At 25.0% G+C, this 12322-nt stretch carries 11 protein-coding genes, 1 tRNA gene and 1 other RNA gene; 8 read left to right on the top strand and 5 right to left on the bottom strand.

Annotation, left to right across the window (positions count from 1 at the left end; translation table 11 throughout):
* Positions 1 to 361: 361 nt before the first annotated feature.
* Both K5563_RS00280 and K5563_RS00275 read right to left on the bottom strand, forming a co-directional pair.
* On the bottom strand, positions 362 to 955 hold the full coding sequence (locus tag K5563_RS00280; protein WP_255571061.1) for a VUT family protein: 594 nt from the start codon (positions 953 to 955) through the stop codon (positions 362 to 364).
* Positions 956 to 1100: 145 nt separating this feature from the next.
* Complete coding sequence (locus K5563_RS00275) at positions 1101 to 1805, bottom strand: queuosine precursor transporter (protein WP_221037022.1); 705 nt, start codon at positions 1803 to 1805, stop codon at positions 1101 to 1103.
* Between the two features lie 150 nt (positions 1806 to 1955).
* Here K5563_RS00275 and ssrA point away from each other — a divergent pair.
* Positions 1956 to 2324: a transfer-messenger RNA gene (gene ssrA, locus K5563_RS00270) on the top strand.
* 35 nt (positions 2325 to 2359) lie between these two features.
* On the opposite strand, the gene K5563_RS00265 is transcribed toward ssrA, so the two are convergent.
* Positions 2360 to 2431, bottom strand: a tRNA-Gly gene (locus tag K5563_RS00265).
* Between the two features lie 152 nt (positions 2432 to 2583).
* On the opposite strand from K5563_RS00265, the gene K5563_RS00260 reads away from it, so the two are divergent.
* Entirely contained in the window at positions 2584 to 2946 is a 363-nt protein-coding gene (locus K5563_RS00260; protein ID WP_221037021.1) for a DUF3276 family protein, read from the top strand.
* A gap of 2 nt (positions 2947 to 2948) precedes the next feature.
* Here K5563_RS00260 and K5563_RS00255 read toward each other — a convergent pair whose 3' ends face one another.
* Positions 2949 to 3494, bottom strand: coding sequence for a ribonuclease HII (locus K5563_RS00255; protein ID WP_221037020.1), 546 nt, complete (start codon positions 3492 to 3494; stop codon positions 2949 to 2951).
* A gap of 70 nt (positions 3495 to 3564) precedes the next feature.
* Here K5563_RS00255 and K5563_RS00250 point away from each other — a divergent pair, with 70 nt between their 5' ends.
* The 4 genes from K5563_RS00250 to phoU are packed head-to-tail and all read left to right on the top strand — an operon-like array spanning position 3565 to position 8136.
* Positions 3565 to 6018: an AAA family ATPase gene (locus K5563_RS00250; RefSeq protein ID WP_221037019.1), complete on the top strand. Its 2454-nt coding sequence runs from the start codon at positions 3565 to 3567 to the stop codon at positions 6016 to 6018.
* Positions 6019 to 6044: 26 nt separating this feature from the next.
* Positions 6045 to 6431 carry a hypothetical protein gene (locus K5563_RS00245; RefSeq protein ID WP_221037018.1) on the top strand — a complete coding sequence of 129 codons (387 nt, stop codon included), beginning with the start codon at positions 6045 to 6047 and terminating at the stop codon, positions 6429 to 6431.
* On the top strand, positions 6428 to 7453 hold the full coding sequence (locus tag K5563_RS00240; RefSeq protein WP_221037017.1) for a hypothetical protein: 1026 nt from the start codon (positions 6428 to 6430) through the stop codon (positions 7451 to 7453). The genes K5563_RS00245 and K5563_RS00240 overlap by 4 nt, the downstream gene beginning before the upstream one ends.
* A gap of 11 nt (positions 7454 to 7464) precedes the next feature.
* The gene (gene phoU / locus K5563_RS00235) at positions 7465 to 8136 is read left to right on the top strand and encodes a phosphate signaling complex protein PhoU (RefSeq protein ID WP_221037016.1); all 672 of its coding nucleotides are present in this window, start codon (positions 7465 to 7467) and stop codon (positions 8134 to 8136) included.
* A 102-nt stretch (positions 8137 to 8238) separates the two neighbouring features.
* On the opposite strand, the gene K5563_RS00230 is transcribed toward phoU, so the two are convergent.
* Positions 8239 to 9087, bottom strand: coding sequence for a protein-glutamate O-methyltransferase (locus K5563_RS00230; RefSeq protein WP_221037729.1), 849 nt, complete (start codon positions 9085 to 9087; stop codon positions 8239 to 8241).
* Positions 9088 to 9271: 184 nt separating this feature from the next.
* On the opposite strand from K5563_RS00230, the gene K5563_RS00225 reads away from it, so the two are divergent.
* On the top strand, positions 9272 to 10786 hold the full coding sequence (locus K5563_RS00225; protein WP_221037015.1) for a peptidylprolyl isomerase: 1515 nt from the start codon (positions 9272 to 9274) through the stop codon (positions 10784 to 10786).
* A gap of 72 nt (positions 10787 to 10858) precedes the next feature.
* Positions 10859 to 12322: a pallilysin-related adhesin gene (locus K5563_RS00220; RefSeq protein WP_221037014.1), complete on the top strand. Its 1464-nt coding sequence runs from the start codon at positions 10859 to 10861 to the stop codon at positions 12320 to 12322.

Below are 12322 nucleotides of genomic sequence, written 5' to 3'. Positions count from 1 at the left end.
TGTTTTATTTTTGAGCATTTTATTTAATTTTATTTTTATTTAAACTTATATTTTATGAATAGTGATATGTTAAATATAATGAAAATTTTGTCTTAATTTATGCTTAATAAAAGACTATTGCAATATATCTCATAGATATGATGACTTTGAGTAAGAGCATATTATCTTGTGTTGAAAATCATCTCTTTATTTAAAAAAGATACCGATAATATGCCAAATAATTAGTAAAATTGCTTGACACTTAGTTGAACCTATCCTACACCTTTTATTTGTAATAAAGTCGTTTGCAAAAAGCTATATTGTAATATTTGTTGAATAACAAAAAGAAATGGACTATAAAATTCAATTATTATATATAGTTTTAAATATTGAATAACTTGGGTTTTCTTATTTCTTTTATTTTCATAGTATTTAGGAAATAATATGCTAAAGTGTCAATTGTCATTATTATGATAGTAAAGATCCATGAACTTTCTATTATATTTATGTTATTGTCAGTATATAATTGTGAGATAATATACATTGAAATGTTTGCTAACATATAAGCTATACATGCAGAACATAGCCTTGATAAATTATGATTTATCAATTTATTTTGCATATTGTGTTTTTTGAGTATGGAATATATTTTGATATTAGTATAACTACATAAAAATATGATATATGTTCCACTAAAAACTATTGAAATATAAGAAGCATTGTAAAACAATATTTTTAGGTGTATGTTAGAAGTGTCAAATTCGTTTTGTTGAAAATATAATGTAAAGTGTATCATTATTACAAAGGTTATATGCATTAACATGTTTAATGTTGCAGATTTTATTGCTGATTTGTCATTATATTTTTCTGTAATTAGATTTAATGTACAAAGAATTGAGAGAAATGTTATTCCTGATAGGTTAATTTTCTCTCCAAATATTAATATTCTCTTTAATATAATAAGATTTGAAAGCATTGTCATAATTATGTTAAAACAAAAAAGACCTGATTTTCCAAATATATAATATGACAATATTAATTGTAAATATATAAATACCACTAAGGTTGTCCATACAATCATGTCTACCATATATTAATTATAATAGATTAGTAAACAATAGTTAAGTGGATATTTTATTTGTATTAAAACTTTTTTTATTTTGAGATATATATTTTGCAATATAAATAAATGGGGTGCCTAAGATTCCAGCAAATCCTTTAATAATATACGTAGAAATGACTATATCGAAATACGCTTCTTTTGGAAATATATTAAAATATGTTGCAATGCTTACAAATATTATCGTATCTATTAGTTCACTTGTAAGTGTTGAACCATTACTCCTTATAAATAGAAATTTTGGAAATTTATCTTTAATAAATTCATACAAGTATACATCATTTAGTTGAGATATTATATATGCAATAATTGATGCAAGCAATAAAATTGGGATTGAAGAAAAAATATTTTCTAAGCTTTTTAAATATATATCCAAATTATTTGTTGAAAAATAAAGTTGAATATTTGTAATGAATGCAAAAGATATGAAGCTCATGAATCCAATATAAACTGCTTTTTTTGAAATTTGGCGACCGTAAAGTTCTGATAAAATATCTGTTGCAACATATGATGATGCGTAAATAATGTTGCCAAGAGTGGCATTAAATCCAAATATTGTGATTTGCTTTAAGACTTGAATATTTGCAATAATTACAGAGGATGTTATCCATGCGAATAATCCTTTTTGTCCAAAAAGCTTATATATTATTATCAAAATTGAATAGATGCAGATTAACATAATGCACCATAGAATTTCATTGCTCAAAAGAACTTCCTTATTTGACTTGTAATTTATCACATATTTATTATTATGAAAATTATTATAAGCTTTTAAATGTTGTTTTGCAAATTGGATTATTTTGCCTTTTAGATTTATTTATGTTAAAATGTTATTTTAAAGTCCAATAATTTGGAAGGGGATGTTTTGGATTTGACTAAAAAATTTAATAGCATAGGTTGCAGGCAGAGTGAATCTCTTAAAACTTCTTTAATAAATGCAAAAAATATTAACTTTGCAAGTTCAAATCTTGTAATGGCTGCTTAATTTAGCAGAGAGTTTTGTTGAATTTTGCTTTGAGATTTAACTTATACTCTTTCATGACATCAAAGCTTGCTTAAAAATATTTCAAGTTGATTTTTAGGGACTCTTAAACTTGAGAGTAGTTAGGTTGTTGGTTTGCTAGTTTTCCCAAGCCTTATTTACTTAAAATGAATACTAGCTAAGCTTGTAGATGCTTATGATATTATTTTTAGGACGCGGGTTCAATTCCCGCCATCTCCATCATTATTTTATTCACTAAAAACAATATTTACTTAAAAAGCGTCCTATCGGAATCGAACCGACATCATTAGCTTGGAAGGCTAAGGTAATAGCCATTATACGAAGGACGCACAAATAATACAAAGTTGATTCTATAGAAAAATGCGATTTATGTCAATTGATTTTATTATTAATTTTAGATAGTATTTTTTTACTTAGTAAGTATAATTATGTTAATTTTTTTGAGCTAATATAATATATAGGCTTTTTTGTGGAGGACTTAATGGGCGAAAGAGGGGAAGTATATTCTGATAAATTATTTACAAATTCTGATAGAACTTATTTTTTTAATGTTAAAGAAAATAGGAAAGGTGATTATTTTTTAAATATTGTAGAAAGCAAGAGAAATATGAATGGAGACTTTGAAAGACATTCAGTTTTTGTTTATGAAGAAAATATTGAAGAATTTGAATCAAATCTATTAAGAGCAATTTCTGTTATTAAGAGAAAAATTTCTCAGAATTCAATTTCAAGAAGAGAATATCATAATGATTTTTATAGCCATGATGAAAATAGGAAAAAAAACAATCTAAATTATGACAAAAATGATCGTTTGTCAGGAAAATTTAGAGATAAGGATGATTAAAATTATATGAGTTGAAAACTTTTTCTATGAAGGTTTAAGATTCCATATTTTTTTATAGCATATTTATGTTCTTTTGTTGGGTATCCCTTATTTTTTTTAAGTGCGTATAGGGGGTAAAGTTTATCGTATTCATCCATTAGTGCATCTCTTTTTACTTTTGCTATGATTGATGCTGCTTTTATTTCGTTAATTATGGAATCTCCTTTAATTATAGCTTGAATGTTTTTAGCTTTTATTTTTGGAATAAATTTTCCATCTACAAGTACTAAATTACATTCTATGCTTAGCTTTTCGTATGCAGTTTTCATGGCAAGAAGTGAAGCATGATGAATGTTAATTTTATCAATGATGTCGTTAGAAATTTCTGCGAATGCATAATATGACTTTTCAAGTATTAATGAGGATAAATATTCTCTTTTAACTTTAGTAAGTTTTTTTGAATCGTCTAGTTCATTTAAAAAATTTGGTTTTCCTTTAAAAATGACAGCTGCACTTAGAACGGGACCAAAGATGCAACCTCGTCCAACTTCATCAATTCCACAAATCATAACTATTGATTATAATATAAAGTCATCCTTGATAGATTAATCTTATTTGTAATTTAATTGGAGTGTAACTTTGTTTTTAGAGAAGATAAGTCTTTTAGGTTTTAAGTCCTTTATTAAAATGCAGGAATTAAAATTAAATAGTGGTTTAAATTTTATTATTGGTCCTAATGGTTGTGGAAAGAGTAATTTATTAGATGCAATTCGTTTTTGTATCGGAGAGGATAATATAAAGATTTTAAGAGTCAAAAATATTACGGATTTAATTTCTATAGCAAAGTCTGGAGAGTCTAATTTTGCTGAAGTAACTCTTTTTTTTAACAATGAAGATTTATCTATCAGTGATTTTAGAAATAAATTTTATATCAGAAGAAGGCTTTATAAAGATGGTACGAGTGAATATTTCTTTAATAATGATACTTTAGATATTAAAAGTTATGCAATCCTTATGAATAAGCTTAAATTAAAGAATTCGCCTTATATGTTTATTAATCAGGGTAATATTGAAAGAATTTCTTCTGGTGATAATATTAATTTGAAATCTTTAGTAGAAGAGGCTAGTGGAATAGATCTACTTAAAGTTGAAGAGGAACAGGCATATAAAAGATTGGAAAAATCAAAAGAAAATTTAAATTCTCTTTTGATTTTAAGAAGGGAGTTAAATGAAAAATATGAAAAGATTAGAAGTGATTTTTTGCTTAAGGGTAAGTATCAAAAATTAAAAGAAGATTTAGAAAATTTAGAAAAAGAATTAAGATTAAAAAAACTTTTTAATCTTAATTTTGATTTGGATGAGCTTAAGAGTAAATTAGATATTAAAGATATAGATAAAATTTTATCTATAAATAGCTTTTCTATTGAAAATATTAAAGAAAAATTAGAATTTTATTCTTTTAGAGAGAAAAATGTTATTAAAAATATTGAGATGGTTAAAAGCGAAATTGAAGCTTTAAAGACCAAATTGTTTGGAGTAGAAATTAAAATTCAGAAATTAGAACATGATAAAAATGGAAAATTGAATTTGGCAAATATACTTATGGGAAATAAAGCACAAATTGAATCAGTAAAAGTCAGTGTAAATGGAGAGTTAACTAATTTGAATAATTCTCTTCAAGCCAAAAAGAAAGATTTTTTTTCTCTTACTGATGAAATAAATAGATATACAAGAAGTTTTTTTGAACTTATTGATTTGATTTTATCTATTTCTAAGGATAGTAACATAGAAGAATTTGAATTATTGAAAAAAAATATTTTGAATTCCTTAAAGTTTTTTGAAGATACTTTAAGCATAAAATATATTAAAGAGATTAGGGAAAATTTGCTTAAATATATAGTTAAAGAAGATAAGCTTTTAAATTTATTAAAGGAAAAAATTGAACCTATATTTGAGCAAAATGTTGATTTAAGGAAATTTTTGCTTTCAAAAAATAGTTTTAAGGCTAATATTGCAAAAGAAATAACTACCATTGAGAGTTTAATATCTGATAAAACAGTAAAACTAAATGAGATATTAGGAGAAATTGAATATACAGAGCTTTCTAGACTTAAGAATGAAGATGAAATTAAGCTTATAGATAGTAATTTAAAATTTTTATTTGAGACTAGAGATGAGCTTAAGGAAAGACTGAATAATTTGAGCTTAAAATTAGATGATCTGAGTTTAGAGAGAAGTGATATTAATATCAATTTAGATAAGTTTTTAAGTGAAGCTAAGGGTAGTAAATTAGTTGTTAATGGTGAGATGCATTCTGTGAATTTATTAGATGCTTTTAGGAATTCATCTTATTATGAATATATGAAAAAGCAGGCCGAATATGATATTTTGTTTAATTCTAGCTTAGATATTGAAGATGATATAAAAAATTTTAATTTGGATAATAAATATTTGGCAAAGTTTGAACTTACAGAGGATATTGCCAAAATAGATTCTTTGAAAAAGGAAATTAATATGATTGAACATAATAATTATATTTTCTTTAATGTTGATAAAGAATACAATGAGGTAAAGGAAAGGGTTGAAAAGATAGATTTACAGATAGATAATTTAAATTTAACCAAAGAATCTTTAAATAAATTGAGAAAAAAAATAAAAAGAGAAATTGATAAAAGATTTAATGATGCTTTTAGTGAGATTAATAACCATTTTATTTATTTTTTTAATAGAATGTTTAAGGGTAATGGTAGTCTTTTTTATAGTAAAGATTCAGTAGATATAGAGATTAAGGTATATTTTAAGGATAAGTTGGCTAAAGGGAATAAAATGCTTTCTGGAGGAGAACATTCTTTGATTAGTATAGCATTTTTATTTTCTTTGTATTATTATTCTCCTGCTTCATTTTGTGTGCTTGATGAGATAGATGCTTCTCTTGATTTTGAAAATAGCAATAAGCTTGCTGTACTTTTAAGAGAACTTGGTCAGAGAGTTCAATTATTTGTAATAACTCATAATATGTATGTTGCTCAAGATAGTAAGAATTTAATAGGTATTACTAGTGACAGTGGAGAAAGTATGATATTTGATATATAATAATTACGCATATTAAGGAATTTATCATGGTAGAGAAAAGATTTTATTTGCAAAGCTATTTTTTAATTTTAATATTTTTATTAATTATTATTTCCTTTTTAACATATTTCTATGCACATAGAATGATTGAAAAGACTCGAAATAGTACAGCAGAAGATTTCAATCAAAAACTAAAAATGCTTGATATAGAAGATTTTTATTTTGATTTGAATTCTAGTTTAAATATGGATGATTTTTTCTTTCCCAAGCCTAATCTTCCTGATGGTAAATTAGGTAATAGTTTGATTCATTATCAGCCAGTTAACGAAGGGCTTCTTAAAGGTCTTTGGATAAAGTCAGAAAATTTGTTTAATATTGATTTAGAGAAGAAAAATGAATCATTAATTGATAGAATGCTGGAAAATTATCGGTGAAGAAAAATTTTCTTATTTATTTTTTATTTTATATTGTTAATACATTATTTTCTTCAACTTTTAAAAGTCAATACAGTACTTATGAGCTTGATTTTGGCAGTGAAGAGCAAGAATTTACAGTAAGTACTAATTCAAAATTCAATTTTTTTTTTAAAGAAGATGCTTGGATTTATATTGAAAATGTTAAAAATAATTCATTTATTAGACTTTTAGCAGAATCTTATCAAGATGGAGCTATGTTTACTTTTCAAACTTTAAGAAATTCTGGCAATGTTATATTAAATTTCAAATATCAAAATGTAAAGGATTCTAGGGAATTTATTAAAAATGTAGTTTTAAAAATTATTAAGCAAGAAGAAGTTTCTAAGTCTGATAAAATGGATTTTAAAGATAAGTTAGATTCAGATAAAAAAATTAATTTTGATAAAGATATTGATACAGATAGTTTAAATGCAGTAGATATTATGAGAAGGGCTTTAAATTTATCTTATATTAATGACTACAAAGGTGCAATTGATTTGCTTAATAGGTATAATTTTGACAGTAATGAGTATACTTTATTAAAAGCTGAGCTTTATTATAAGAATAAAGACTATTTAAATTCTTATTTGAATTACTTAAGTTTGAGGGAGAAAAATTTTAATAAAATTTTTTTAAATCTTATTGAGCTTGGAATGAAATTAAATAAAGTAGAAAATGTATTAAGAGATGTGAGGTTTTTAGTAGAAAATAACATTGATTTTAGTGAGGATATTTATCTTGATATTCTTGATTTCTTATTAATGAATAGTGAATATGATTTTTTTTTGAATTTAAGTTTGTTGTATTATCCAAAGTATATGAATTCAAGGTTTCCAGATAGGTATAATTATTTATTGGGCAGGTTGTATGAAACTGAGAGCAAGTATAAGAATTTTGTAGAGTCTCTTAGTTATTATAAGAGAGTTGTTGATGGTTATCCTTTTAGCAATTATTATGAACTCTCTAAATTGAGATATTTATTTTTAAAACGGTTTTTTTAGGAGAATTTGGTATGATTAGGCGTAGACTTACTAAACAACTTGAAGTAATCAAAGATTATCTTTGGGATATGAAAGAGTGTGTGCTTAAAATAATAGAAAACTCGTTAATAGCCTTAGAATCTAGGGATAAAAATCTAGCTAAAAAGATTATTAATGAGGATGAAAAAATGATAGATGATTACCAATATGATATTGAAGATTTATGTGGGAGAATAATTGCTACTGAACATCCTGTTGCAACTGAACTTAGAGAAATTTTGGCGATTATCAAAATAATTAGCTCTCTTGAACGTATTGCTGATCATTCTACTAAAATTGTAAAGGTTGTATTGCTTTTGGAGTCTGATGTGGGTAATTTTTCTTCAGTTGACATTTATCAAAAGCCTTTAAGGGAGATGGCAGATACGGCAAAGGATATGCTTTCAAATATTTTTGATGCTTACTTTGATGGAGATTTTATTAAAATACTTAAGATAGTCAAGTATGATAACGTTATTGATAAATTATTTTCAAAACAAAAAACAGTTGTGATTAATGCTATGAAAGATAATCCAGAAAATTTAGATTATCTTTTAAATATCCTATTTTTAAATAGTTTTTTAGAAAGAGTAGGGGACCATGTTGCAACAATAGGTGAATTACTTTATTTTATTAAGGTAGGTGAAAAAGTAAATCTAACTTAATAGTAGTTATTAGTTGAAAATAAAAAGACTTTATTGATTGATTTTAGAAAATAAAAAAAATGCACTTAAAAACAGCTAATTTATGAATAAGTTATTTTTAGTTTATCTGGTTGATTTTTTATATGTTGCTGGCATTATATACTTTAAAGTTTTATTACTTCTAATTGTTTCTGAATGACCAATAAGTAAATAAGCGTCGTCTTTTAAATGTTGACTGAATTTTTCAGCAAGTTTATTTCTAGTCTTTTCATCAAAATAAATCATTACGTTTCTACAGAATATTAAATCAAATTGTTTCTTGAATGGAAAAATTTCATTCATGAGATTTAATTTTTTAAACTGTATCATTCTTTTCAGTATGTCTTTGACTTCAAATTGCTCATTTGTAACTTTATTTAAGTATTTGATTTTTAAATACTTTGGCAGTGTTTTTATACGGTCTTGTGTATAGATTCCTTGCTTAGCTTCATTAAGGACAGTAATTGAAATATCTGTTGCTAATATTTTTGTCTTACATTGAATTTGGTTGTTGTTTATATATTCATTTAATATCATTGCAATTGTATATGGTTCTTCTCCGCTTGAACATCCAGATGACCATATGCGAATTTCTTCTTCTCCTAATTGAGATGCTTGATTAAATATTGTGGGTAATATTTTCCTTTCAAGGAATTCAAAATGATTATGTTCTCTGAAGAAATAAGTATGATTAGTTGATATTTTATCAACTAATTCTATTAAAGGCATTTGATTTTTATAATTTTCTAAATAATTGATGTATTCTGTAAAATTATTAAAATTTTTTGCTTTGATGATTGATGACAATCTGCTTTCGATTAGCAACTTTTTTTTCTCGGTAAGGTTAATACCAAAATTATTATATATTATTCTGGTTAACCTATTAAGCTCTTCTTGATTGATTTTGATATTAAACTCATTATTCATATGCATCATCTTTTTATGTTACGTTATAAGAGGTTTAAACCTAATATTATCAATAATTATATAGCATATTATGCTTATTATAGTACCAAAAATGATTTTTGATATGAATTCTTTAATTGAAATAATATTTTAATTATGCTATTTTAGTACTTAAAATGTTATATTACTTAAGTTATTAAAGGTTGTTTTTATGCATAATAGAGTAAATAGAACAAAAGAAGTTGTATCTAAAGAAGTATCTAGTATTGATTTTAATGATAGAAGAGTTGGCAAATGGGGACTCTTAGCACTTATATTGATTGTGGCTGGGTTTATTATTGTGCCCTTAATGTCAGGTGTATTTGATACTATTGGTTCATCTAAGTTAAAGTTTGGATCTTATAAGAGACAGCCAATTTACTATGAAAAAGACAATAAATTTGCTCAATATGTTAATTATTACTCAAATTTTTATTCTAATTTAACAAAAAATAATAATTCTGTTGATATAGAATATTTTATTTGGAACTTAGCTTTTATGAAATATGTTGAGGATATTGCTTTTATTGATTTAGCAAAAACCAATGGTTTTTATATTTCAAAAAGCATCTTAAATAAAAATTTAAAGAATTCTCCTGCTTATTTAGATTCTAAGGGTAATTTTAGTCCCAAGCGATATAAAAAGGTTTCTGATTATCAGAGATTTAAAATTCATAGCAACGTTGTAGAAAATTTACTCTCTTCTAACATGAAAATTTTGTTAAATAGTAGTTTTATGTTGTCAGATTCTATTCTTAATGCTGTTAAGTCTATGAGCGAAGTTAGAAGGAATATTTCATATATTATGCTATCATATCAAGATTTTCCAAGAGAGGAGATAATTTCTTATGCCGATAAAAATTCAAAGTTATTTAAAAGCTTAGATATTGCATCTATTCATTTGAAAAATTTAAATGATGCTAATGATGCTTACGATAAATTGACTAAGGGCACTCCTTTTGAAGAAGTTGCTAAATTTTATTCTAAAGATATGGCTAATTTTAAAGGTGTTGCTTCTTTTAAGAAATATTATTTTGATTTGGATCTTATGTTTGAGAAAAAGGAAGATTTAGGTGCAATTTTTTCTTTGAAGGTTAATGAATTTACTAAACCTATTAAATCTAAGAATAGAGGTGAATATGAGATATACAAAGTATTAAGTGATGTTTATGATTTTAATAAAGATTCAGAACATGATATTAGCTCTGCTAGAAATTATATAGAAACTTATGAACCAAGTGTTATTGAAACTTTCCTTGAGAATAAGCTTAATGGTATTCTTGATGAGATTAATTCTACTGAATTGATGCAAGTTATTAAAAATCATAGATTAACATTAAAAGATGATATTGTTAATCTCTCTTATAACATGAATGTTTATCCTAATACTTTAAAAGAGTTGTCAGCTTTTAGCAATAGTAAAGATTTTTATGATATCATTTTTAGTTTGAAAAAAGGTCAGTGGTCTAATCCTTTTTTAGCAGATCGTAGGGTTTATTTATTTTATTTACGTTCAGATGAAAATTCTTATATGAATTTTGATGATTTAGTTAAAGAAGATCGTCTCTTTGATGAGTTTTTTCAAGCAAATAATAAGTTGGTTTTAGATTCTGTTTTAAATAGAAATGATTTTAAGGATAATTTTTATGAAGCATTCTTTTCTTTACAGTTGAAAATGAATAATTAGTTTGTATATTCAAGACACTTATTTCTATTAGGGTGATAGGTTGGGATAAATAATATATGAAAATCATTTATTATGTGTTTTAAAAAATTAGTATTGTTTCTTTTTTTTAGTTTATTTTCGTGTGGTAAAGAAAATAAAGGTTTTATTGTTTTTAATAAGGATATGCGAAAGCTTAGTGAAGTGGACTATTCTAATATAGATATAAGTGAAAATAGGGGAGAAGATGTTTTTGGCTCTCTTGTTGATCTTAAAGGCTATAAAATTCTTTCAGTTCATCAAGAAGATTTAAATTTAGATATTTATTTTGAGCAAGTGGTTTTAGCCCAGAATTTTTCAGACTTTAAAACGTATTTGTTTATTATTGGTTTTGACCCAAAAAGTCGTGAAGCAGTCGTTCTTTTTAAAACACAGGTAGATATTGATTCTAAAAGTTCTTATAATATGTATCTTGAAGATATTACTGGTGATTATTATTTAGATATAGTAGTGCAAGGTTTTTTAAATGAAGATTCTGTTTTATATGTTTTTCAAAGAGCAATTCCAAATGATGTTGCATCATATAGACCTATTTTTTTTGATAAAGTTAATGGAAATATTATTATAAATAAATATGACAGGTCTTCAGCTTATGATGAAAAGAAGTCAAGGGAGAGTTATTCTATTTCTTTGGAGAGATATGAGAAGCAGGGTGGTGAGGATATGATATTTAGTAAAATAGAAAAGTATGAGTATTCCCAATCGCAGGGTAAGTATTATCCTTTATCTGCTAGTGAGAATGTTGGTAGGATAGATAATGGTATATATAAGACTTTAAAAAATTTGCCTAAAGATGAAGTTTATAAGTTTTTGTATGGTATTTGGTATGATGTTAATGCCCATAGCCGTTTAGGGGGATTAAATATTGATAATATTTTATTTTTATCATTTAGTAGAAGTCCTAATGAGATTAGTATTTTTAAAAATAATTCTCAGGAAATTGCACACATTGATTATATCTCAAAGCCTACCTATAATACCCTTAATATTAGTACAAAATCTATTTTTTCAGATTTAATAGTGTATAATTTTTGGATTAAAATAATTGATCTTGATAACATTGAGATAAAAGTTGATACTGGAACAGATGCTTATGATAAATATGGATTTTCAGGTGTTTTTAAACGATTTGATGATTCTATTTTGGCTAAGGATAAGTATGACAAGAAAAAATCTTGTTTTATTCCAAATGGTAATTATGTATACAAGGATATTATTTATGATTTTGCTTATCCCAATTTAACTTATATTGTTGAAGATAATATTTATTATGGAATTTTTAATGTTTTTAGTTTAAATAATGATTTAATTCTTGAATATGAGATTAGCATGGATGACACCACTATAAGGAAGTCATTTATTATTGAACATAATGAGAAAATAGTACAAAAGCAAAAATTTTCTACCATTGTACTTAATCCTATCAAAATTTTAAAAGATGAGGTAAGCTTGGTAAAGGGATACAAATTAAAACTTGAGAGGATAGAAAAATTAGGATAA

The sequence above is a fragment of the Borrelia sp. HM genome, assembly GCF_019669085.1.
GTDB lineage: Bacteria > Spirochaetota > Spirochaetia > Borreliales > Borreliaceae > Borrelia.
Note: the sequence above shows the minus strand (reverse complement) of the source record. Positions and strands in the feature narration are given on the sequence as shown.

Coding starts and splice junctions, on each gene's coding strand:
- K5563_RS00220 (WP_221037014.1), top strand. CDS start 10,859: ATGTGTTTTAAAAAATTAGTATTGTTTCTTTTTTTTAGTTTATTTTCG.
- K5563_RS00230 (WP_221037729.1), bottom strand. CDS start 9,087: ATGCATATGAATAATGAGTTTAATATCAAAATCAATCAAGAAGAGCTT.
- phoU (WP_221037016.1), top strand. CDS start 7,465: ATGATTAGGCGTAGACTTACTAAACAACTTGAAGTAATCAAAGATTAT.
- K5563_RS00245 (WP_221037018.1), top strand. CDS start 6,045: ATGGTAGAGAAAAGATTTTATTTGCAAAGCTATTTTTTAATTTTAATA.
- K5563_RS00255 (WP_221037020.1), bottom strand. CDS start 3,494: ATGATTTGTGGAATTGATGAAGTTGGACGAGGTTGCATCTTTGGTCCC.
- K5563_RS00260 (WP_221037021.1), top strand. CDS start 2,584: ATGGGCGAAAGAGGGGAAGTATATTCTGATAAATTATTTACAAATTCT.
- K5563_RS00225 (WP_221037015.1), top strand. CDS start 9,272: ATGCATAATAGAGTAAATAGAACAAAAGAAGTTGTATCTAAAGAAGTA.
- K5563_RS00280 (WP_255571061.1), bottom strand. CDS start 955: ATGCTTTCAAATCTTATTATATTAAAGAGAATATTAATATTTGGAGAG.